The 22,488-nt window shown below is 73.4% G+C and carries 16 protein-coding genes and 2 riboswitches; of the genes, 15 read left to right on the top strand and 1 reads right to left on the bottom strand.

Annotation, left to right across the window (positions count from 1 at the left end; genetic code table 11):
- Positions 1 to 185 precede the first annotated feature (185 nt).
- From clsA to ABD811_RS09435, 10 genes are all read left to right on the top strand, one after another.
- Entirely contained in the window at positions 186 to 1,007 is an 822-nt protein-coding gene (gene clsA / locus ABD811_RS09480; RefSeq protein WP_344944078.1) for a cardiolipin synthase ClsA, read from the top strand.
- Entirely contained in the window at positions 1,004 to 3,502 is a 2,499-nt protein-coding gene (locus tag ABD811_RS09475; protein ID WP_344943999.1) for a sugar phosphate nucleotidyltransferase, read from the top strand. Before clsA ends, ABD811_RS09475 begins: the two co-directional genes overlap by 4 nt.
- Before the next feature lie 110 nt (positions 3,503 to 3,612).
- Entirely contained in the window at positions 3,613 to 4,263 is a 651-nt protein-coding gene (locus ABD811_RS09470; protein WP_344943997.1) for a LysE family translocator, read from the top strand.
- Between the two features lie 146 nt (positions 4,264 to 4,409).
- Entirely contained in the window at positions 4,410 to 5,279 is an 870-nt protein-coding gene (locus ABD811_RS09465) for a DUF881 domain-containing protein (RefSeq protein ID WP_344943994.1), read from the top strand.
- A gap of 31 nt (positions 5,280 to 5,310) precedes the next feature.
- Entirely contained in the window at positions 5,311 to 5,643 is a 333-nt protein-coding gene (locus ABD811_RS09460; RefSeq protein ID WP_344943991.1) for a small basic family protein, read from the top strand.
- The gene (locus tag ABD811_RS09455) at positions 5,640 to 6,410 is read left to right on the top strand and encodes a DUF881 domain-containing protein (RefSeq protein WP_344943988.1); all 771 of its coding nucleotides are present in this window, start codon (positions 5,640 to 5,642) and stop codon (positions 6,408 to 6,410) included. The genes ABD811_RS09460 and ABD811_RS09455 overlap by 4 nt, the downstream gene beginning before the upstream one ends.
- 286 nt (positions 6,411 to 6,696) lie before the next feature.
- The gene (locus ABD811_RS09450; protein ID WP_344943986.1) at positions 6,697 to 7,236 is read left to right on the top strand and encodes a double zinc ribbon and FHA domain-containing protein; all 540 of its coding nucleotides are present in this window, start codon (positions 6,697 to 6,699) and stop codon (positions 7,234 to 7,236) included.
- Positions 7,237 to 7,357: 121 nt separating this feature from the next.
- Entirely contained in the window at positions 7,358 to 8,080 is a 723-nt protein-coding gene (ftsR, locus tag ABD811_RS09445; protein ID WP_344943983.1) for a transcriptional regulator FtsR, read from the top strand.
- Between the two features lie 142 nt (positions 8,081 to 8,222).
- Positions 8,223 to 8,693, top strand: coding sequence for a bifunctional nuclease family protein (locus ABD811_RS09440; RefSeq protein ID WP_285494683.1), 471 nt, complete (start codon positions 8,223 to 8,225; stop codon positions 8,691 to 8,693).
- A gap of 1,460 nt (positions 8,694 to 10,153) precedes the next feature.
- Positions 10,154 to 10,753 (top strand): MerR family transcriptional regulator, encoded by a 600-nt coding sequence (locus ABD811_RS09435; RefSeq protein ID WP_344943977.1) that lies wholly within the window; start codon positions 10,154 to 10,156, stop codon positions 10,751 to 10,753.
- 52 nt (positions 10,754 to 10,805) lie between these two features.
- On the opposite strand, the gene ABD811_RS09430 is transcribed toward ABD811_RS09435, so the two are convergent.
- Positions 10,806 to 13,298 carry a flippase-like domain-containing protein gene (locus ABD811_RS09430; RefSeq protein WP_344943975.1) on the bottom strand — a complete coding sequence of 831 codons (2,493 nt, stop codon included), beginning with the start codon at positions 13,296 to 13,298 and terminating at the stop codon, positions 10,806 to 10,808.
- 272 nt (positions 13,299 to 13,570) lie between these two features.
- Positions 13,571 to 13,667: riboswitch (glycine riboswitch) on the top strand.
- Positions 13,668 to 13,775: riboswitch (glycine riboswitch) on the top strand. It begins immediately after the preceding riboswitch.
- Between the two features lie 70 nt (positions 13,776 to 13,845).
- Here ABD811_RS09430 and gcvP point away from each other — a divergent pair.
- The 5 genes from gcvP to ABD811_RS09405 all read left to right on the top strand — a co-directional run bounded on the left by gcvP (position 13,846) and on the right by ABD811_RS09405 (position 22,452).
- A complete protein-coding gene (gene gcvP, locus ABD811_RS09425; protein ID WP_344943972.1) occupies positions 13,846 to 16,725 on the top strand; it encodes an aminomethyl-transferring glycine dehydrogenase in 2,880 nt (959 codons plus the stop codon).
- Between the two features lie 125 nt (positions 16,726 to 16,850).
- Complete coding sequence (locus ABD811_RS09420; protein WP_344943970.1) at positions 16,851 to 18,011, top strand: tetratricopeptide repeat protein; 1,161 nt, start codon at positions 16,851 to 16,853, stop codon at positions 18,009 to 18,011.
- Positions 18,012 to 18,393: 382 nt separating this feature from the next.
- The gene (locus ABD811_RS09415) at positions 18,394 to 19,854 is read left to right on the top strand and encodes an SMI1/KNR4 family protein (protein WP_344943967.1); all 1,461 of its coding nucleotides are present in this window, start codon (positions 18,394 to 18,396) and stop codon (positions 19,852 to 19,854) included.
- Positions 19,855 to 20,257: 403 nt separating this feature from the next.
- Positions 20,258 to 21,712, top strand: a complete 1,455-nt coding sequence (locus tag ABD811_RS09410; protein ID WP_344943964.1) for a M28 family peptidase — start codon at positions 20,258 to 20,260, stop codon at positions 21,710 to 21,712.
- Between the two features lie 110 nt (positions 21,713 to 21,822).
- Positions 21,823 to 22,452, top strand: coding sequence for a TetR/AcrR family transcriptional regulator (locus tag ABD811_RS09405; protein ID WP_344943961.1), 630 nt, complete (start codon positions 21,823 to 21,825; stop codon positions 22,450 to 22,452).
- Positions 22,453 to 22,488: the final 36 nt, after the last annotated feature.

The raw sequence follows: 22,488 nt of genomic DNA, 5'->3' as shown, positions 1-22,488 counted from the left end.
TCGCAAGCTGACCGGTAGGGTCAGGATCTAGGGGACAGAGATGCGTGTCCTGCCTGGCCGGTGGGCCCGGACCGAGGAGAGCGAGCGCGTCAGTGATGGCAGTCGTTGGCGGGGGGACGGGGGGCGTGACGCCCCGAGCCGGACGTGGAGCGTCGCCACCCGGTGCACCGGGGGCCGGGGGGCCGCTGCGCGAGCAGCCGCCTCCCGAGAGGGACGACTTCGCGACGGCGTCCGGCCGGATCTGGACGATACCGAACATCCTGAGCTTCGCGCGCCTGCTCGGCGTGCCGCTGTTCCTGTGGCTGGTACTGGTCGGCGCCGACTGGTGGGCGCTGGGCGTGCTGGTGTTCGCGGGCCTGTCGGACTGGCTGGACGGCCGCCTGGCGCGCGCCCTCAACCAGACCAGCAAGCTCGGCATGGTGCTGGACCCGGCCGCCGACCGGCTCTACATCCTGGTCACCCTGATCGGCCTGACCGTCCGCGACGTGATCCCGCTGTGGCTGGTGATCCTGCTGGTCGCCCGGGAGGTCGCGATCACGCCGATCATGCCGCTGATGCGGCGCCTGGGATACGGCGGGACGCTGCCGGTGCACTTCGTGGGCAAGGCCGCCACGCTGTGCCTGCTGTACGCCTTCCCGCTGCTGCTGCTGGGCGACCACGACGGCGCCGTGGCCACCACCGCCAAGATCGTCGGCTGGTGCTTCGCGATCTGGGGGACGGGCCTGTACTGGTGGGCCGCGGCCCTGTACTGGTGGCAGACGCGGCAGCTCATGCTGGCCGGGCCCGCCGGGGACGTCCCCGCCGCGGAACGAACCGGTGGGGAACGAACCGGGGGAGAACCAACCGGCGGGGAACGAACCGGCCGGGACGGGGAAGAACCCACGGGGGAGGCGCCCACGGGTGAACCGCCCGGGCGGCACCAGCACGGCGACGCGTCCGGCGCGCCGCCTCCGGCGGACGGGAGCCCCCCGTCCGGTGAACAGGAGGGAGCGGATACACCCCGATGAAGGCCGTCGTGATGGCGGGCGGTGAGGGGACGCGGCTGCGCCCGATGACCGCCAACCAGCCCAAGCCCCTGCTCCCGCTCGTCAACCGGCCGATCATGGAACACGTGCTGCGGCTGCTCAAACGGCACGGGTTCACCGAGACCGTGGTGACCGTGCAGTTCCTGGCCGCGCTGATCCGCAACTACTTCGGCGACGGTGAGGAGCTGGGCATGGCGCTCAGCTACGCCACCGAGGACGTGCCGCTGGGCACCGCCGGCAGCGTCAAGAACGCCCAGGAGGCGCTGCGCGACGACCGCTTCCTGGTGATCTCCGGGGACGCGCTCACCGACATCGACCTGACCGACATGGTCCGCGCGCACGAGCGCAACGGCGCCCTGGTCACCATCGGGCTCAAGCGGGTGCCCGACCCGCTGGAGTTCGGCATCATCATCGTGGACGACGAGGGCCGCGTCCAGCGGTTCCTGGAGAAGCCCACCTGGGGCCAGGTGTTCTCCGACACCGTCAACACCGGCATCTACGTCATGGAGCCGGAGGTGCTCGACCACGTCGCCGCCGGCGAGCCGGTCGACTGGTCCGGCGACGTGTTCCCCGAGCTCGTCGCGCGCGGCGCGCCGATCTACGGGTACATCGCCGACTGCTACTGGGAGGACGTCGGCACCCACGACAGCTACCTCAAGGCGCAGGCCGACATGCTGTCCGGGCTCGTCGACGTCGATCTGGGCGGGTTCGAGCTGTCACCCGGGGTGCGCGTGGCCGAGGGCGCCGAGGTCGACGCCGAGGCGGTGCTGAAGGGCCCGCTGTACGTCGGCGACTACGCCAAGGTCGAGGCCGGGGTGGAGCTGCGCGAGTTCACCGTCCTCGGCAGCAACGTGGTGGTCAAGGAGGGCGCGTTCCTGCACCGCGCGATCGTGCACGACAACGTGTTCGTCGGCCCCTCGGCCACCCTGCGCGGCTGCGTGATCGGCAAGAACACCGACATCATGGCCGGCGCCCGCGTCGAGGAGGGCGTGGTGGTCGGCGACGAGTGCGTCATCGAGGCCGAGGCGTACCTGTCCAACCAGGTCAAGGTGTACCCGTTCAAGACCGTCGAGGCCGGCGCGGTGGTCAACACCAGCGTGATCTGGGAGTCGCGCGGGCAGCGCACCCTCTTCGGCCCGCGCGGGGTGTCCGGCCTGGTCAACGTGGAGATCACCCCCGAGCTGGCGGTGCGGCTGGCCAGCGCCTACGCCACCACGCTCACCAAGGGCAGCACCGTCACCACCGGCCGCGACGCCTCCCGCGCCGCCACCACCCTCAAGCGCGCCGTGATCAGCGCGCTGACCTCCAGCGCCATCAACGTCCGCGACCTGGAGGCGTGCCCGCTGCCGATGGCCCGCCACGAGACCGCGCGCGAGGAGTGCGCGGGCGGCATCTACATCCGCACCACCCCCGGCGACCCGCAGGGCGTGGACATGCTGTTCATGGACGCCGACGGCGCCGACCTGTCCCAGGCCGCCCAGCGCAAGCTGGAGCGGGTGTTCGGCCGCCAGGAGTACCGGCGCGCCTTCCCCGGCGAGATCGCCGAGCTGACCTATCCGGCCCGCACCGTCGGCACCTACACCCACGAGCTGCTGCGCGACGTCGACATGTCCGGGGTGCGCGAGGCCGGGCTGAAGATCGTGCTGGACTGCGCGGGCGGCACCACCTCGCTGGTGCTGCCGACGCTGCTGGGCAGGGTCGGGGTGGAGGTGCTGACCCGCAACAACGCCCTGGACGAGGCCAACCCCACCGAGACGCTCGCCGAGCGCATGCGCGACCTGCAGCGCCTGGGCGAGCTGGTGTCCTCGGCGCGCGCGGCGTTCGGCGTGCGGTTCGACCCGGTGGGGGAGCGGATCTCGCTGGTCGACGAGAACGGCGAGCTGATCGGCGACGGCCGGGCCCTGCTGGTCATGCTGGACCTGGTGGCCGCCGAACGGCGCGGCGGACGGGTCGCGCTGCCGGTCACCACCACCCGCGTCGCCGAGCAGGTCTGCCGCTTCCACGGCGTGCAGGTCGAGTGGACCTCCACCGCCCAGGACGTGCTCACCCGCGCCGCCGCCCAGCCGGGGGTGATCTTCGCCGGGGACGGCCGCGGCGGCTTCATCATGCCGGAGTTCAGCACCACGGTGGACGGCATCGCCGCGTTCGTCCGCCTGGTCGGGCTGGTCGCGCGGACCCGGCTGACGCTGTCGCAGATCGACCGGCGCATCCCCGAGGCGCACCTGCTCAGCCGCTCGGTGCCCACCCCGTGGGCGGCCAAGGGCGGCGTGATGCGGCATGTGGTGGAGGCGGCGGGCGACCGCACGATCGACACCACCGACGGCGTGCGCGTCGTCGAGGACGACGGCCGCTGGGTCCTGGTGCTGCCCGACCCCGCCCAACCCGTCACCCGCCTGTGGGCCGAGGGCCCCGACGCCGACTCCACACAGGCCCTGCTGGAGGAGTGGGCCGCCGTCGTCGAACGCGCCGGCACTTAGCCCGCCGGCACCTAGCCCGTCGGCACCTTGCCCGCCAGACTGCGTCGGCACCTGGCCCCAAGATCACGGCAACCGCTAGCATCGAGGGACATTTCCGGCAGGGGGGTTCGATGATTTCCTTCGGTGCGTTTCTCGGCATCGCGGCGGTGGCGCTCGGCCTGGTGCTGACGCCCGGCCCGAACATGATCTACCTGGTGTCCAGGTCGATCATTCAGGGCCGCCGGGCCGGGCTCATCTCGCTGGGCGGGGTGGCGACCGGCTTCGTCGTCTACGTCGTCGCCGCCACCGTCGGTCTGACCGCGGTGTTCACGCTGGTCCCCGCCGTCTACACCGCGATCAAACTGGCCGGTGCCGCCTACCTGCTGTGGCTGGCCTGGCAGGCCCTGCGCCCCGGCGGAACGGCGGTGTTCGCGCCGCGCGACCTGCCCGCCGACCCGCCGCGCCGCCTGTTCGTCATGGGCCTGGTCACCAACCTGCTCAACCCGAAGATCGCCATCCTGTACGTGTCGCTGCTGCCGCAGTTCGTCGACCCCGCGCGCGGTCACGTCGCCGTGCAGAGCCTGCTGCTCGGCCTGACCCAGATCGCCATCGCGATCACCGTCAACGGCCTGATCGTGCTGGGCGCGGGCTCGATCGCCCGGTTCCTGGCCCGCCGCCCGGCCTGGCAGCGCGTCCAGCGGTACGTGATGGGCTCGGTCCTGGCCGGCCTCGCGGTGCACCTGGGCCTCGACCGCTCCCGCGCCGCCGCCGTGACGCCCTGACGCGCGGGCGTGACGGCCGGCCCGGCGGCGGCGCCGTCCTCCACGTGCGCTCGCCGCGCCCGCGCGGCGGCACGTCCGCCTCCCGCGATGGAGGTCACAGCGGCTGACCTGCGCGTCGTCCCCCGCGGCCTTGCCATGATGGGGCGGTGATCAGCCGAAGACCCGACGCCCCCGGCAGCGGCCGGGAACGTCCGGACGCCACCATGTCGCTGCTGGCCGACCTGTTCGCCGGCAGGCTGCTCGACCCCGGCTACGCCGACGCCGCCGCCCGCCGCGCCGCCTCCGGCGACCCCGCCCCGCGCGGGCGCCTGCGCGGCACCGGCGTGCTGCTGGTCCTGGTGCTGGTCGGCGTGCTGCTGGCCGCCGCGTCCGCGGAGGTGCGGCGCAGCCAGCCGGTCGCCGCCGAGCAGCGCTCCCGGCTCGTCGCGCAGATCCGCGCACGCACCGGCGACAACGACGCCCTGCAGCGGCGGCTGGAACAGGCCCGCGACGAGACCGAGCGCGCCCGCGCCATGGCGCTGGCCCGCAGCGCCGAGGGACGCCGCGTGCGCGGCGAGCTGTCCACGGCCGCGGCGGCCGCCGCGGCCACCCCCATCTCCGGGGACGGCCTGGTCGTCACCGTCGACGATGCGGACCGGGCCGAGCAGGGCGACCGGCGCGGCGACGAGGGCCGGGTCTATGATCAGGACCTTCAGGTGCTGGTCAACGGGCTGTGGGCGGCCGGGGCCGTCGCCATCGCCGTCAACGGCCAGCGGCTCACCCCGACCACCGCGATCCGCTCGGCGGGGGAGGCCGTGCTGGTGGACTACCGTCCGCTCAGCGGCCCCTACCGGGTGACCGCCGTCGGCGACCCCGGCCGGATGCTCGACGCCTTCGGCGGCTCGGCCGCCGACCGCCGGCTGCGCGCGCTGGAGGACCGCTTCGGCATCCGCTACCGGGTCCGCCGCGTCGAGGGGCTGCGGCTGCCCGCCGCGGGCGTCCTGCGGCTGCGGCACGCCCGCGCGGCCGGCTCGTGAGGGGGAGGACAGTGGAACAGGAGACCCGGTCGTGATCGCGCTCATCGGCCTGGTGATCGGGGTGGCGCTCGGCCTGCTGCTGGACCCGGCCGTCCCGCTGTGGCTGCAGCCCTACCTGCCGATCGCGATCGTGGCGGCGCTGGACGCCCTGTCCGGCGGCGTGCGGGCCCGGCTGGAGGGCGTCTTCGACGAGAAGGTGTTCGTCGTCTCGTTCGTCAGCAACACCGTGATCGCGGCGCTGATCGTCTTCCTGGGCGACCAGCTCGGGGTGGGCTCGCAGCTGTCCACCGGCGTGGTGGTCGTGCTAGGCATCCGCATCTTCTCCAACGCGGCCGCCATCCGCCGCAAGCTGTTCGGCGCATGAGCGGCGCACCCGACGACACGACCGCCGCGCCCGTCGGTACGTCCGGCGAGTCCGGCGACACGACCGGCGCGTCCGGCGAGCGGCCCGGGGGCGCGCGGCTCCTGCTGGACCTGCTGCGCCCGCGCTCCACCCGCGGGCAGTTCCTGGGCGGCCTGCTGTGCCTGGTGCTCGGCTTCGCCGTCGTGGCGCAGGTGCGCGCCACCAAGCACGACGGCGCGTTCGCCACGGCCCGCCAGGACGAGCTCGTGGGCATCCTGTCGGATCTGTCACAGCGGTCCGAGCGGCTGCGCGCCGACATCCGGGAGCTGGAGGACACCAAGGCCGGGCTGGAACGCGACGCGCAGGGCGAGACCGCACTGCGCGAGGCCCGCGAACGCGCCCGCACCTACGGCCTGCTGGCGGGCACCCTGCCCGCCGAGGGGCCCGGCATCGAGCTGGTCATCGACGACCCGCGCGGCGCCGTGCGCGCCCTCAACCTGCTGGACGCCCTGCAGGAGCTGCGCGACGCCGGCGCCGAGGTCATCCAGGTCGGCGACGTGCGGGCCGGGGCCGACACCTACTTCCTGGACGCCCCGGGCGGCGGCGTGCTCGCCGACGGACGGCGGCTGAGCGTCCCGTACCGCTTCCTGGCCATCGGCGACGCCCACACCATGACCACCGCGCTCAACATCCCCGGCGGCGTCGTGCGGACCCTGCGCGGCCTCGGCGCCACCGTCACGATCACCTCGCGCGCACGGCTGGCGGTCAGCGCGATACGGTCTGGTTAGGGGTATCCGCAAACGGTGATCGATTCGCGTCCCGCGCGGCGGCATAGACCTGCGATCATTGTGAAAGGTAGCTTGGGGGGCCAGCCGGCTCGCCGTTCCGGTTGACCCCTCGGGCCCCACCCGCGTAAGTTGCGGCAACCGTCGCCTGAACGGGCGGCGGGCTGGACCGTGGCCGGGCGGGTCCCCGGTGTGGGGTTGGTAGTAGGGATGCGCGTGGCGCAGGCGGCACCCGCGGCAGCGGGCCGTTCGCGTGCGGCACGCCGATGGTAGGAGGCCGAGCCGATCGATGCCGAGCGTCTACTGCACGCAGTGCGGTCACGCCAACCCGGATGATGCCCGCTTCTGCTCCAATTGCGGCACCCCGCTGACGCGGGGCGCGGGCTCGCCCCTGCCTCCCCGAGAGTCGCCGGGCGAGTCCACCTCGACGATCTCGATCGCGGGGATCGAGGCGCTCGCCGACGACACCGACCAGGCGGCCGAGCCGTTCGGCGCCGACCAGGTCACGGTGGAGGCGCTGCCGCCGGGCACCGCGCTGCTGGTGGTCAAGCGGGGCCCCAACGCGGGCAGCCGCTTCCTGCTGGACAAGGACCGCACGTCCGCCGGCCGCCACCCCGAGAGCGACATCTTCCTCGACGACGTCACCGTCTCGCGCCGGCACGCCGAGTTCGCCCGCGAGGGCGGCGCCTTCTGGGTGCGCGACGTGGGCAGCCTCAACGGCACCTACGTCAACCGGCAGCGGATCGACCAGGCGGGGCTGTCGGGCGGCGACGAGGTCCAGATCGGCAAGTTCCGGCTGGTGTTCCTGACCAACCCGCAGCACGGCTGACCGGGCGGCGATCCGGCGCGCGGGCGGACGACACCATGACGGCGACCACAGCGGCGACCACGACGACGACCATGACGGCGAGGGGGCACGGCACGGGCACACGGCCGGGAGGAGAGGCACCATGACCGCGCAACCGGCCCGGACCCTGATGACGATCGGGGACGTCCTGGCGCTGCTGCGGCCGGACTTCCCCGACGTCACCATCTCCAAGATCCGTTTCCTGGAGGCGGAGGGCCTGATCGAACCCGCGCGCAGCCCGGCCGGCTACCGCAAGTTCAGCCCGGCCGACGTGGAGCGGCTGCGGTTCATCCTGAGCGCCCAGCGCGACCACTACCTGCCGCTGCGGGTGATCCGCCAGCACCTGGACGCCATGGACCGCGGCGAGCCCGCCCCGGCGCTCGGCTCCCGCCGCGCCGACGGCGCCGCGCGCCGCCCCCGCACCCTGGTCGCCGCCGACGCCACCGCGCCCGTCCCGGCGGTCCGGCTCACCCGCCGCCAGCTGCTCGACGGCGCGGGCATCGACGACGACCTGCTGGCCGAACTGGAGGAGTACGGCCTGGTCCGCCGGACCGGCGCGTACTACGACGCCGAGGCGCTGACGGTGGCCCGCACCGCGGCCGCCCTCGGCCGGTTCGGCGTGCAGGTGCGGCACCTGCGCACGGCCAAGGCCGCCGCCGACCGGCAGGTCGGGCTGATCGAGCAGGTGGTCGCCCCGCAGCTGCGCCGCCGCAGCCCGGGCGCCCACGAGCAGGCCGCCGAGGCCGCCCGCGAGATCGCCGAGCTGTGGGTGCGGCTGCACGAGGCGCTGGTCTCCACGGGGCTGCGCGAAACCCTTGACCCCTGATCATGGGCCGCACGGAGGTTATTGCCGCGCGGTCGGCGGGGGCCACCGTCCGATGCTGGGTGTACGTTGGGCCTTAGGGTTCGGTCAGACATCGATCCGGGCACGTGGTGATCGAAACAGCGAGGACCAGCAGGGAGCCGCAGTGAAGCAGATGGAGGTCGTCGGCGTCCGGGTCGAGATGCCCTCCAATCAGCCGATCGTCCTGTTGAAGGAGAGCGACGGCGACCGGTACCTGCCCATCTGGATCGGGGCGGTCGAGGCGACCGCGATCGCCTTCGCCCAGCAGGGGGTGCTGCCGGCCCGTCCGCTGACCCACGACCTTTTCCGCGACGTGCTGGACGCGCTGAGCGTCCAGTTGCGCACCGTGAACATCACCGCCCTGCGCGAGGGCATCTTCTTCGCCGACCTGGTCTTCTCCAACGGCGTGGAGGTCAGCGCCCGCCCGTCCGACTCGATCGCGCTGGCACTGCGCACCGGCGCGACCATCTTCGCCAGCGAGGACGTGCTCGAGGAGGCCGGCGTCGCCATCCCCGACGAGCAGGAGGACGAGGTCGAGAAGTTCCGGGAGTTCCTCGACACCATCACCCCCGAGGACTTCGGCCGCGCTGGCTGACCGGGGGCGAAGCATGCTCGGTGAGCTTCGCTCACCTTCGCCGAAGCCCGGCCCGCCTGTCTCTCCCAGGGGGACGACCCCCTGGAACCCCCGCCCGAGGCGCGTCCCCTGCCTAGTGAGCTGTGCTTCCCTTCGCCGAGGGCCCGGCCTGCTGCCTCTCCCGGGCGCGTCCCCTTGGAACCTCGTCTGAGGTGCGTCCCCTGCTTTGTGGGCTGCGCTCACTTTCGTCGGGGGCCTGGCGCACTGTTTCGCCCAGGGGGGCGTTCCCTTGGAGCCCCCGCCTGAAGTTCGTCCCCTGCCTTGTGGGCTGTGCTTTTCTTCGTTGAAGGCCCGGCCCGCTGTCTCTCCCGGGGCGTCCCCTTGGAGCCCCGTCTGAGGTGCGTCTCCTGCCTTGTGGGTTGTGCTTCCCTTCGCCGAGGGCCCGGCTCGCCTGTTTTTCCCGGGGGGCGACCCCCTGGAACTCCTGTCCGAGGTGTGTCCGCCTGGTCTGTGGGCTGCGCTTGCCTTCGCTGTAGGTCCGGCCCGCTGTTTCTCCCGGGGGCGACTCTTTGGAACCCCGTCTGAGGTGCGTCCCCTGGCGTGTGAGCTTCGCTCTCGAGGTGGGGCTGCCGCTCGATGAGCTTGGGTCCTCGGGATGTTCAGAGAGTGATGCCTGGGGGCCTGTTCGGGTTGTTGCCTTCCCGGGCTGCCTGGCTGGGAGTCTTTCGGCTGATTTGCGGTCTCGCTTGTTGATCGGTCGGATCGGGAGCACATTGGGCGCATGGGGCGTCGAGGTGGGGACTCTCTGCGGCACAGGTATCGGCGGTGGTTGAAGCGCGTGAGTGCTGAGGCCGACCGAGAACTGCGGGAACGTTCGGAGGCGCGCAAGGAGGAAGTGCGCGCACAGATCGATGCGGCGCGACGGCCGCCGGACTGGAACCGGTACCACAGTCCGGACTGAGCGGTCGCCTGGTCTCCTACGCGGGGCCCGGCCATAGGTGCCGCCGTGCCAGCCTTCGACCCACCAACGTGCCGGTGGAGCCGGGTCTCCAGAAAAAGTGTGGCCGGTATCGGTTAGGTGGCCGCCGGGTAAGGGCATTGGGCCCGTGAGGATGTGCGGTCGCCGATTCCTGGGGGAGTATGGCGTGTGACGTGCGGCACAGGAGTGCGAGGACGGGGCGCCGGGGGGTCGGCGTCCCGGGAGCGGGTGCGCCGCGGATGCAAGATCATGCTCTGATCTGTGTGAACTTGCGGCGCGGGCGGCCGGTCGTTCGGCTCCGGAGGCGGCGGGGTAGGAGAGAATGAGTGCGAAGGTGTGCAGTTTGCCCACGTGAAGGCGGTTCATCCGGGCATGCGACGCGCCGACGACGAACGTTGACCACACTCTGACCGGCACCTACCGTGCTGGTGGAACACTCGTGGCGTCATTCGTCAAACCCCCTTGACGGAACGCCGCGGGCTGATAGAAGCCGGAGGTCCGCGTGGCGGTGAGCAGCGGCGAGGGCAAGGCGACCCCCGACAGGCAGATGGCGTCCCAGCGTGCCGGAGAGCAGGGACTGCTGTTCGACACCGAGGTGTCGGCGCCGCCTGAGGATGTCGGCTACCGCGGCCCGACGGCGTGTGCGGCCGCGGGGATCACCTACCGTCAGCTCGACTACTGGGCGCGCACCGGCCTGGTGGAGCCCAGCGTGCGGGCCGCGCACGGGTCGGGCAGCCAGCGCCTGTACAGCTTCCGCGACATCCTGGTGCTCAAAGTGGTCAAGCGGCTGCTGGACACGGGGGTGTCGCTGCAGCAGATCCGTACCGCCGTGGCGCACCTGCGCGACCGCGGCGTCCAGGACCTGGCGCAGATCACTTTGATGAGCGACGGGGTCAGCGTCTACGAGTGCACCTCGGCCGACGAGGTGGTCGACCTGCTGCAGGGCGGGCAGGGCGTGTTCGGGATCGCGCTGGGCCGGGTGTGGCAGGAGGTCGAGGGCAGCCTCGCCGAGCTGCCCGGAGAGAGAGCCGCCGCCGACGGTCCCGCCCAGCATCCCCACGACGAGCTGGCGCACCGCCGCCGCGCCCGGCGGACGGGCTGACGCCCGCGGCGGCCCGGACGAGGCCGCCGCCGCGGCCCCGGCGGGGTACGGGCTAGATCGCTTCCTTGCGTTGCAGGTAGGTGAAGGCGGCCCAGCCCGGCAGGACCGGCAGCCAGAAGGTCAGCAGACGGAACAGCAGCACCGCCGAGGTGGCGGTGTCGGCGGTGAGCCCCGAGATCGTCAGTGCCAGCGTCAGGGCGCCTTCCACGGCGCCCAGGCCGCCGGGCGTGGGGGCGGCCGAGCCCAGGGCGTTGCCGGTGAGGAACACCACCGCCACGGCCGTCCACGGCAGCGACCCGCCGAACGCGCGGATGCAGGCGTCCAGGCACACGATGAACCCCACGGTCAGCAGCAGCGTGCCGCCGGCCCCCTGGACGATCTTGCTGGGTGACTGCAGGACGTCCACCAGCCGCGGCACCACCCCGGAGAACATGCCGCGCAGCCGGGCCGCCACGAACCGCCGCACCTTCGGGATGGTCAGCGCGATCCCGGCCAGCACCGCCAGCCCCAGCAGCACGATCACCACGGTCCGCGACGGGGCCAGGTCCTTGGTGGCGTTGTGGGTCGACCCGGTGATGAACCCGAACACGATCAGCAGCAGGATGTGCGCCACCATGCCCATCAGCTGGGACGCGCCGACGCTGGCGACCGCGGGCCCGGGCCGCACGCCCGAGCGCTGCAGGTACCGGGTGTTGAGCGCCACGCCGGTGACCGCGGCGGGCGCGACCAGCTTGACGAACGACGCGGCGAGCTGCACCAGCACGGTGCGGCCCAGCGGCAGCCGCTCGGGCACGAAGCCCATCAGCATCAGCGCCGCCGCCAGGTAGGTGACCGCCGAGGCGGCCAGCCCGACCGCCGCCCACCACCACTCGGCCTGCGAGATCAGGGTGGGCAGGTTCACGCTCGACAGCTGCGGCACCACGATGTAGGCGGCGACGGTCAGCGCGATGATCGACAGGATGGTGCGCGGCCGGAACCGCTCCAGCCGCACCGGTGCGGCCTCGGTCTCCGGCTTGAGCCGCAGGATCTGCTCGCGGATGCGGGGCAGCAGCTCCCTGTCCTGCCGGACGGCCGCGCGGGTGGACCGCGACAGCGCCACCCGCTGCAGCAGCGGCACCGCCCCGGCCAGCGGCCCGTCGCCGAGGACGCGCGCCGCGGAGCGGACGGCGCGTTCCGGCCCGACCCGCAGCGCCACCGTGGTGAGCAGCTGTGCCAGGTCGATCCGCAGCGCCACGTCGCCCGCGGCGATCTCGCCCGAGCGGGGGTCGACGACGCGGACGCGGCCGTCGTCGCCGACGAGGATCGCGTCGCCCTCCAGGCGGCGGTGCGCCAGCCGGGCGGCCTGCAGCCGCCGCAGCTGCTGCCACACGTCCTCGAGCAGCTCGTCGGTGATCTCGGCGTCGCGCACGGCGTCCAGCGGCCGCCCGGGCACGTGCTCGTAGGCCAGCAGCGCGGCCTCGGTGCCGACCTCGCAGGTGGCGACCAGCCGCGGCGTGCGCACCCCCGCCGACTCCATGGCGTAGGCCATGAGCGACTCCTGCTCCAGCGAGCGGCGCAGCGAGCGCAGCGCCCGCCGGGTGGAGCCGCCGCGCAGCCGCACCAGCCGCCACACCCGGTACAGCAGCCCGGCGGTCTGCTGGTCGCGGTCCAGGACGGTGACCCGCAGCTGCCAGTCGCCGCCCGGCAGGGGCCGCCCGGTGGCGTCGGCGGGAGCGTCGCCGGGGGAGTGCGCGGTCGCCACGGTGTAGTGGCGCGGATCGTCGGCGGCGCCGGGCACCTGCCGCCCGCGGGTGGGACGCAGCCCCAGCCGTTCCAGCGCGGCCAGCACGGCCGTGCCCGGCGGCCGCGGGTTGGGGGTGCCGACCGCGTACAGGGTGCCGTGGCCGATGGCGCTGCCGAGGCAGTAGGTGGCGGCCAGCGCCGCCACCGACGCGGTCGCGGCGGTCAGGCCGGTCAGCGCGGCCAGCCCGATCATCGTCCAGGTGACGGCCTGCCAGCGGCTTCGGCCCGCCATGCCGACGGCGGTGACGAACGCGATGACCGGCGTGATGTCGGTGTGCACGGGCGCGGTGTCGGTGCCGCCCCAGATCAGCGAGTCCAGCACCCCGCCGGGCGCGGCCGGGACGACCAGGTCGTCCAGCAGGATGGTGAGCACGAACGCGATCACCGCGGCGAGCAGCGCGATCGCGACCCGCACCCCGTCCTTGTGGAACAGCCGCTCGACCGCGAAGGCCACCGGCACCGCCAGCACCCCGAAGCTGGACACCAGCGTGGCCAGGGTGAGCAGGAAGCGGGGGGCGTGCGCGGTGCCCTCGGCGATGTCGGTCTGCAGGCCGTGGGTGGTCTGCTGGGCGAACGACACCAGCAGCATGATCCCGACCAGCCCGGCCACCGAGGCGGCGAACCGGATGGCGTCCGAGGGCCGCCGGATCCGGTCGGGCCGGGCCGGCTCCTCCACCGGCACGCCGACCGTCGCCGCCACGCCGGGAGGCGCCGTCTCCTCCTGGGTCTGCGTCACCGCCGCACCGCCGTCCGGACCTGTCATCGTGATGAGCGTTCCAGAACCGGCGGCGTCGCGTCGAGAGGCGCGTGCACCGTGCCGCGCCCCCGTCCGCCCCCGGCCGGGAACAGTTGTCGCCCTGCGCCCGCGGCGATCATCCCGTCCGTGAGCTGTGGTTATCGTACTGGCGACGTGCCGGGGCGGCCGCGCGGGACGCCGCGAGCGCGCGGATTCCGCGCAGTCGGCGTCGCCACGGCCGTCCCCCGGCGGACGATCGTCACGGATCTGTTGGATAGAGTTCCCATATAGGACGCCGTCGACCCTGTGCGGGAGAGACCCCACGCCGCCAGCGTGGGGCGCCGAAGGGGCAAACCCTCCCCGGAACCTCTCAGGCAAAAGGACCGCTCGGGCGAGGCACCTCTGGAAAGCAGGCGCCGCCTTCCGATGGGCGGGGGCGTCTCACCGAAGGGGAAACCCCGTTCCGCGGGTGAAGCTCTCAGGTGCCGAGACAGAGGGGGAGACAGGTCGCCGGACCGCGCCAGCGCGGCGGGCGGCCGCCCTGAGCGACCGCAGCAGCCCAGGAGGATCCCCAATGACCGCCCAGTTCTTCGCCCCGGTGGCGTCGCCGCAGCATCCCCCGACCCGGTTCGCCGACCGGCACATCGGGCCGTCCCCCGACGAGCACGCCCGGATGCTGGCGGCCATCGGCTACTCCGGGGCCGAGGCCCTGGTCGACGACGCGGTGCCCGCCGCGATCCGCACCGCCCGCCCGCTGGACCTGCCGCCCGCCCTCAGCGAGACCGCGGCGCTGGCCCGGCTGCGCGAGCTGGCGAGCCGCAACACCGTGCTCACCTCCATGATCGGCCTGGGCTACCACGGCACGGTCACCCCCGGCGTGATCATGCGGAACGTGCTGGAGAACCCCGGCTGGTACACCGCCTACACGCCCTACCAGCCGGAGATCTCCCAGGGCCGGCTGGAGGCGCTGCTGAACTTCCAGACGGTGGTCGCCGACCTGACGGGGCTGCCGGTCGCGAACGCCTCCATGCTGGACGAGGGCACCGCCGCCGCCGAGGCCATGGCCCTGGCGCACCGCGCGTCCAAGCGCAAGGAGCCCGGCACCTTCCTGGTGGACGCCGACGCGCTGCCGCAGACCATCGAGGTGATCCGCACCCGCGCGATCCCGCTGGGCATCGAGGTGGTCACCGCCGACCTGTCCGGCGGGCTGCCCGACGGCGACTTCTTCGGCGTCCTGCTGCAGTACCCGGGCGCGTCGGGCGCCGTGCGGGACCTGGCGCCGATCACCGAGCAGGCCCACGAGCGCGGCGCCCAGGTGGTGGTGGCCGCCGATCTGCTCGCCCTGACGCTGCTGCGGCCGCCCGGCGAGTCCGGCGCCGACATCGCGGTCGGCTCGGCGCAGCGGTTCGGCGTGCCGTACGGGTTCGGCGGCCCGCACGCCGGATACCTGGCCGTGCGCGAGGGGCTCCAGCGGCAGCTGCCCGGCCGCCTGGTGGGGGTGTCGGTGGACGCCGACGGCGCCACCGCCTACCGGCTGGCCCTGCAGACCCGCGAGCAGCACATCCGCCGCGAGAAGGCCACCAGCAACATCTGCACCGCCCAGGTGCTGCTGGCCGTGATGGCCAGCATGTACGCGGTGTACCACGGGCCCGAGGGGCTGGCGGCGATCGCCCAGCGCGTGCACCGCCGCGCCGCCGAGCTCGCCGCCGGGCTGCGGCGCGGCGGCGTCGAGGTGGTGCACGAGGCGTTCTTCGACACCGTGCTGGCCCGTGTCCCCGGCCGCGCCGACCAGGTCGTGACCGCCGCCCGCGACCGGGGGATCAACCTGCGCCGCGCCGACGCCGACCACGTCGCGATCGCCTGCGACGAGACCACGCTGCCCGAGCACGTCGCCGCCGTCCTGGACGCCTTCGGCGTGGACCCGGCGCACGACGAGGACCCGGCCGAGGCGTTCCCCGGCGAGCTGCGCCGCGAGAGCCCGTACCTGACCCACCCGGTGTTCCACGCGCACCGCTCCGAGACGGCGATGCTGCGCTACCTGCGCCGCCTGCAGGACAAGGACATCGCGCTGGACCGGTCGATGATCCCGCTCGGCTCCTGCACGATGAAGCTGAACGCGACCACCGAGATGGAGCCGATCACCTGGCCGGAGTTCGCGAACATCCACCCGTTCGCGCCGGTCGACCAGGCCGCCGGCTACCTGGAGCTGATCGCCGAGCTGGAGGACCGGCTCGCCGAGATCACCGGGTACGCCAAGGTGTCGGTGCAGCCCAACGCCGGGTCCCAGGGCGAGCTGGCCGGGCTGCTGGCCATCCGCGGCTACCACGCCTCCCGCGGCGAGGAGCACCGCACCGTGTGCCTGATCCCGTCGTCGGCCCACGGCACCAACGCCGCCAGCGCCGTCATGGCCGGGATGCGGGTGGTCGTCGTCAAGTGCGACGACCACGGCAACATCGACCTCGACGACCTGCACGCCAAGATCGCCAAGCACCGCGCCGAGCTGGCCGCGATCATGGTGACCTACCCGTCCACCCACGGGGTGTTCGAGGAGACCATCACCGACGTCTGCGCGGCCGTGCACGAGGCGGGCGGCCAGGTGTACGTCGACGGCGCCAACCTCAACGCGCTGGTCGGGCTGGCCCGTCCCGGCGAGTTCGGCTCCGACGTGTCGCACCTGAACCTGCACAAGACGTTCTGCATCCCGCACGGCGGCGGCGGGCCGGGCGTCGGCCCGGTCGGCGTGCGCGAGCACCTGGTGCCGTTCCTGCCCAACCACCCGCTGCGTCCCGAGGCGGGCCCCGCCGGCACCGGCGTGGGGCCGATCTCGGCGGCGCCGTGGGGCTCGGCGGGCATCCTGCCGATCTCCTGGGCCTACATCGCGATGATGGGCCCCGACGGGCTGCGCGCCGCCACCGAGGGCGCCATCATCGCCGCCAACTACCTGGCCAGGCGGCTGGCCCCGCACTACCCGATCCTGTACACCGGCCGCAACGGGCTGGTCGCGCACGAGTGCATCGCCGACCTCCGCAAGATCACCAAGGAGACCGGGATCACCGCCGAGGACGTGGCCAAGCGCCTGATCGACTACGGGTTCCACGCCCCGACCCTGGCGTTCCCGGTGGCCGGCACGCTGATGATCGAGCCCACCGAGAGCGAGGACCTGGCCGAGCTGGACCGGTTCTGCGACGCGATGATCGAGATCCGCCGGGAGATCCAGCGGGTCGCCGACGGCGCCTACGACCGCGACGACAACCCGCTCAAGAACGCCCCGCACACCGCCGCCTGCCTGATCACCGAGGACTGGAAGCACTCCTACTCGCGTGAGGAGGCCGCCTACCCGGTGCCGTCGCTGCGCGAGGGCAAGTACTGGCCGCCGGTGCGCCGCATCGACCAGGCGTACGGCGACCGCAACCTGGTGTGCTCCTGCCCGCCGCCGGAGGCGTTCGAGGACTGACCCGCACCGCCCGAGAACCGCGCGGGGCACGCGCCGCGGGACGGCACGGACACCGATGATCAAGCCCGTCGGTTTTCGTGTCGTCCCGTCTCCGGCGGGCGGCGGCTCGATAGGCTGAGCACCCTATGAGCGACACCTCGGCCCCGCCCCCCGGTGACACCCCGGAGCACCTGTGCGAGGAGGCCCGGCGGCTCGCCGAGGACGGCGAGCTCGACCGCGCCGCCGACCTGTTCGAGCAGGTCCTGGCGCTCGGCGACACCCCCGTCCGCGCCCGTGCCGCGCTCGGCCTGGCCGTCGTGCTCGACGACGCCGGAGACGTGGCCGGCGCCCGCGAGGCCGACCGTGCCGCCATCGCCACCGGCGACCCCGAGTACGGGCCGCGCGCCGCCTACCACCTGGCGCTCACCCACGAACGCGCCGGGGAGTACGAGCTGGCCGGGCCCGCCTGGCAGGTCGTCGTCGACTTCGGCAACCCGGCCTACCTGCCCCCGGCGCACGTGGCGCTGGCGCGGCTGGCCGACGACGCGGGCGACTTCGACACCGCCCGCGAACGCTGGGAGCGGGCCATCGCCACCGGCGACGCCGAGTACGGCCCGCTGGCCGCCCACGACCTGGCGCAGCGGCTGCTGGAACGCGGCGAGCCCGCCCGCGCCCAGCGCGTCCTGACCGCGGGCCTGCGCCTGGTCGACCGCGACACCGCGCCGCACGCCTACGCACGGCTGGCGGTGGCGCTCGGCATCGCCTACCTCGACCAGGCCATCGGGGCGTTCACCGCCGCCCTCGGCGACGGCGAGGACGCCACCGTCGACGCCGAGGCCGGGCCGCTGGCGATCGAGCTGCTCGCCCGTACCCTGCCGCTGCGCGGACGCGGGGCCGAGAGCCGGGAGGTGTGGCGGCGCGGCCTGGCCGACCCGGGCGTCGCCGCGCAGGTCCGGGCCCGGCTGCGCCGCGACTTCGGCGGCGACGACGAGGACGCCGACCCCGAGAACCTGTGGTGGGAACCGGTGCTGGAACAGGCGGTCTCGGACGGCACGCTGCCCGCCGTGGCCGGTGAGGCGTTCGGCGCCCTCGACCACATGTACGCGCTGCTGGCCGTCCGGTACGCCGACGAGCCGGCCGAGCAGCGGCCCGGCGAGACCCACGAGCTGATCGGCAAGGCCGTCCGTGTGCCCAGCGACTACGCCTGGGGCCCGCTGCTGCACGAGAGCTTCGCCGAACGCCTCCGCCTGGCCATGGGCACCCCCGCCTCCCTGCTCCCCCCAGGCTGGCCCGACGCCACCGTATGACCCCGGCCCAAGCAGCGGGGGTGTGGGACACCGGTCTCCCCGACGGCTGACCTGGGACGGCCGGAACGCCAAGACGCCGCGGCACAAGCGGTACGCCTCCGGTGCGGCGCCGTTGACGGCAACGGCTCCCGGCGCGGGCAGGACATCTCGTGATCGTGGCGATCCGTCCCCGACGAGCGGCGGCCACCGGCACCGCCGGCCGTCGATCGGCTTCGGCGGAGCGGTTTGTCGGCGGGCCGTTCTAGGTTCGGGGACGGACTCGACGGAAGGGGCGGGAATGCGCGACGAGGACGTACCGGTGGTGGAGCGGGTCGTTCGGCGGGTGGCGGACTCGGCGCCGGAAGGCTGGGCACGGGCGACGTTCTCAGGGTGGGCGGGCCGATTGAGCAGCAGCTGCAGCCTCACCTACGACATGTCCGGGGGGCAGACCCGGTCGGCGAAGGCGTTCGGCGTGGCCGAGGGAGTGCTCGACGAACTGTGGGCGTCCGCCGAGCAGGCGCAGGGGTGGGAGCTGCTGACGCTGGAGCTGGTGTGCGAGCCGTCCGGCGCCTACTCGCTGACCGCCTTCAACGAGCGCGTGTGGCGGGGATTCGGCAAGGAGTACTGTGCCGTGCTCGACCCCGGCTACCTGCCCGCCGAACCGGGCCACCTTCAGGAAGGGCCGCTGGACACCGCCCCGGCGGGGGACCCGGAGACGGCGGCCGGGCGGTTCCGCGAGTACTTGCGCCGCCGTGCGGAACTCGGGGTGAGGGACGAGCTGGGCGACCCGGCGGCCGACATTGGCGAGGCCGAACGCCGGTTGGGCCGCCCGCTGCCCTGCGACCTGCGCGCCCTGTACGAGATCGCCGACGGGGAACGCGGGCTCGCGGGCCTGTTCGACGGTTATGAGTGGCTGCCGCTGGACGAGGTCGTCCGGGAGCACGCGCGGCAGCGCGAGCGTGCCTGGGGCGGGTGGGAGCTGGGCTGGGACGCCGTCGTCCTGGACGCCCATCCGGTCGAGACCGTCCGGCGGTGCAGCGGGCATGACGGGTGGATTCCGTTCGCGCACGACGGAGGCGGCCACTATCTCGCGGTGGACATGAGCCCGGCGCCGAAGGGCCGTGCGGGCCAGGTGATCCGGATCGGCCGCGACTACGAGCGCGGCCCCGCCTACGAGGCCGATTCGGTGACCGCGCTGCTGGGCCGCTACCTGCGCCTGCTCGACGAAGGAGAGTACGACGTCGACGACGAGGACGGCTGGCTGGAGCTGGGGGTCGAGCGCGCCCCCGAACCGCCGACCTCCGGCGTCCTGGAGAGCCTGCCGGATGCGACGGCATTGGAACCCTCGTGGCAGGAACTCACCGTCAACGACGCGCGCCGAACCGACCTGGCCGTCCTGCGCGCCACCCCACGGCTGCGCGCACTGGCGTTGAACCGTGTGACGGCCGCCGACCTGGGGCCGCTGCGCGACCTGCCGCTGGAGGATGCCGCGCTCGGCCTCGACGAGGGTGGCGACCTCGGCGCGCTGGCCGCGCACCCCACCCTGCGGACGCTGTCGGTCACCGGCGGCGGCCCCGTCCACATCGCCGCATTGCGCACCCTGCCGCGCCTGTACGGCTTGGACCTGTCCCGTACGGAGATCGCCGACCCGGGCGTCCTGGCCGGAATGGGCCAGCTCCGCTTCCTGTCGCTAGGCCCCGGCCAGTGGGACGCCATGTTCCGCGACGGCACCCTTCCGCCCGCGCTCGCCGCGGCCCGTCTCGCAGGGGAGGCCTCGCTCGCCGAGGCGATCGACTGGGCGGCCCGCCTCGGCCTCGACGTCAGCACGGCCTGGCGCCGCAGCGGAAGGTCCATCACGACCTGACGAATCGGCGTCCTGCCAGCGCGATCCCGGCAACGTGCACAACACACGCCGCGAACACTCGGCACCGAATCCCACGCGGCGCGCCCACAGGTACCTCGCCCGCCAGTTCACGAAATGGCCGGCCGGGCTCCGCCCCGGCGGATTTCTTCTGGTGCTCGATAGGCGTCATGCCTTCTGTGGCGACGCGGAAGCCGGAGGCTGTTCCGCTCTTGCGTGGCCATGGGGAAAGCGGTACAAAGCGGACGAGGTTGCGATCTGTCGGGGCGGATGACACCTCCGGGGAAAATTCACCGCGCTAGGGAGACGTCGATGGACTTCGATCCGCAGGTTCCGCACCGGCGCAGGGGCGTGATCGCCGACCGGCGCATCGCGGCCGTCACCAGTCGAGACGGCAGGTGATCCGATGACCGCGGCCTTTCCCGCACTGCTCTGCGCGGTGGTCGCCGGGGTCGGTGCCGTGGCGCCGGTCGGCCATTCGTCCCGGCTGGCGGAACAGCTGGAACGCTCCGTCTCGGGCGAAGCGGCCTTCGTCCACCTGCGGGCCTGGCAGCACGCCGCCGACATCGGCGGCGGCACGCGGGCGACCGGCAGCCCCGGCTTCGACGCGTCCGCCCGGTACCTGGTCGAGCGTCTGCGGGGTGCCGGGTACCGGGTCGTCCGCCAACCGGTGCCGTACCAGGACCATCGCGTGGACGCCGAACGCGCCGTGACGTCCCCGGACGACGCGGCGGTACGGGTGCTGATGTGGCGCTGGTCGCCGTCGACGCCGCCCGGCGGGATCGACGCTCCGCTCGTCGCGCCGCCCGTCGACTCCAGCGTGGGATGCGAACGCGAGGACTACGACGCGACTCCGGCGGACGGAGCGGTGGTCGTGATGCCCCGCTCGTCGTGCGGCTTCGTGACGCAGGTGCGTGTCGCCGCGGAGGCCGGGGCCCGCGCCGTGCTGATGTACATGCCGACCGCGCGGCCGGACAACATCTACCGGAACCACGTGTTCGACCCCGCCTCGGTGCCCCTGCCGATCGCCTCGGTGACGCAGCGATGGGCGGAGACGGTCGCGGAGCGCACCCGCCGCTCGCCGGTCCGAATCCGGCTCGACCTGCGCGGCCACCGGATCGCCGGCGTGACCGAGAACATCCTGGCCGAGACGGGCGGCGGGCGGGACGACCGGGTCGTCATGGCGGGCGCCCACCTCGACAGCGTGCGCGAGACGGCCGGCATCAACGACAACGCCACCGCCGCGGCCGCCCTGCTGGAGACGGCGCTGCGGCTCGCGCCCAAGCAGCACGCCGTCCGCAACAAGGTCCGGTTCGCCTGGTGGGGCGCCGAAGAACTGCTGGACGTCGGGTCCGAGCACTACGTTGCAAACCTCACCGCCGAGCAGCGGCGCGCCATCGCGCTGTACCTGAACTACGAGCTGATCGCCGGACCCAACTTCGGCCGGTTCATCATCGACGGGGACGACAGCGACAACCCGAACACGGGCAGCGGGCCGGGGCCGGCCGGTTCCGGGGCCGTCGAACGGGTGCTCACCGGGTACTACAGCAGCCGCGGGCTCGCCTTCCAGCCCCAGGACATCGCCGGCATCGGCTCGGACCACCTGTCGTTCCGGGACGTGGGCATTCCCATCGGCGGCCTGGACGGCGGCACGTACCAGACCAAGACCGCCGAGCAGGCCGCCCTGTTCGGAGGGCGAGCCGGCGACATGTTCGATCCCTGCTACCACCAGCCCTGCGACACGGTGCGGAACGTTCACCGCGCCGAACTCGACCGCAACACGCGCGCCATGGCGTGGGCGATCGGGCGGTTCGCCGTCGACGTCGACGACGTGCTCGCCGAGCGCGACGGCTCCTCCTGACCCCCGACGCGAACGGCGCGGCTGTTCGCGAGACGAGCGGCGGTCGTGCTCGGGCGCTTGAGGGGAGTGGTCGGTAGGGTCGCTTGCGAGGTCCAGTTCGGGGAGGGATTGTGGGCGCCAGGGCCGGTGTGCGGCGGACTCAGGAGGAGCGGACCAGGGCCACGACGGCGGCCCTGGTGGCCGCCGCCCGGGAGCTGTTCGTGGACGGGGGGTTCGCGGCGACGTCGCTCGGAGCCATCTGCGAGCGGGCCGGGGTGACCCGGGGCGCGTTCTACCACCACTTCAGCAACAAGGAGCAGATCTTCCGCGAGGTGTACGCGGAGGAGCAGCGCCGGCTGGCGGTCGTGGTGCGGCGGGCGTTCTCCGCCGAGGCCGATGCGTGGGAGGGGATCCTGGCGGGCTGCGCGGCCATGCTGGAGGCCACCCTCGAACCCGGGGTGCGGCGGATCACGCTGGTGGAGGCGCCCGCGGCGCTGGGCTGGACGGACATGCGCGACATCCAGGCCGGGTGCAAGGAGCAGTTGCGGAGGGGGCTGGGCATCGCGGTCGAGGCCGGGTGCATTCCCGAGCGGCCGCTGGAGGCGCTGACGTCGCTGCTGTACGGCGGCATCTGCGAGGCCGCCCTCGACATCGCGCGCGCGGACGACCAGAAGGCCATGGCCGACGACACGTTGCGCCAGCTCAGGCTCATGTTGGCCGGGGTGGCGGGCCGCGTCGACGGGTGCCTGCACCGAGACTGACACGCCGAGGCCCGGCCCTGGGCCGCCTCAGGTCAT

The organism is Actinomadura miaoliensis, assembly GCF_039536785.1.
GTDB lineage: Bacteria > Actinomycetota > Actinomycetes > Streptosporangiales > Streptosporangiaceae > Spirillospora > Spirillospora miaoliensis.
This window is presented reverse-complemented; position numbering and strand designations above follow the sequence as displayed.

What these genes read in the sequence shown, in the direction of transcription:
- ABD811_RS09475 (WP_344943999.1), top strand. Translation starts at nt 1,004, where the DNA reads ATGAAGGCCGTCGTGATGGCGGGCGGTGAGGGGACGCGGCTGCGCCCG.
- ABD811_RS09470 (WP_344943997.1), top strand. Translation starts at nt 3,613, where the DNA reads ATGATTTCCTTCGGTGCGTTTCTCGGCATCGCGGCGGTGGCGCTCGGC.
- ABD811_RS09455 (WP_344943988.1), top strand. Translation starts at nt 5,640, where the DNA reads ATGAGCGGCGCACCCGACGACACGACCGCCGCGCCCGTCGGTACGTCC.
- ABD811_RS09450 (WP_344943986.1), top strand. Translation starts at nt 6,697, where the DNA reads ATGCCGAGCGTCTACTGCACGCAGTGCGGTCACGCCAACCCGGATGAT.
- ftsR (WP_344943983.1), top strand. Translation starts at nt 7,358, where the DNA reads ATGACCGCGCAACCGGCCCGGACCCTGATGACGATCGGGGACGTCCTG.
- ABD811_RS09430 (WP_344943975.1), bottom strand. Translation starts at nt 13,298, where the DNA reads ATGACAGGTCCGGACGGCGGTGCGGCGGTGACGCAGACCCAGGAGGAG.
- gcvP (WP_344943972.1), top strand. Translation starts at nt 13,846, where the DNA reads ATGACCGCCCAGTTCTTCGCCCCGGTGGCGTCGCCGCAGCATCCCCCG.
- ABD811_RS09420 (WP_344943970.1), top strand. Translation starts at nt 16,851, where the DNA reads ATGAGCGACACCTCGGCCCCGCCCCCCGGTGACACCCCGGAGCACCTG.
- ABD811_RS09410 (WP_344943964.1), top strand. Translation starts at nt 20,258, where the DNA reads ATGACCGCGGCCTTTCCCGCACTGCTCTGCGCGGTGGTCGCCGGGGTC.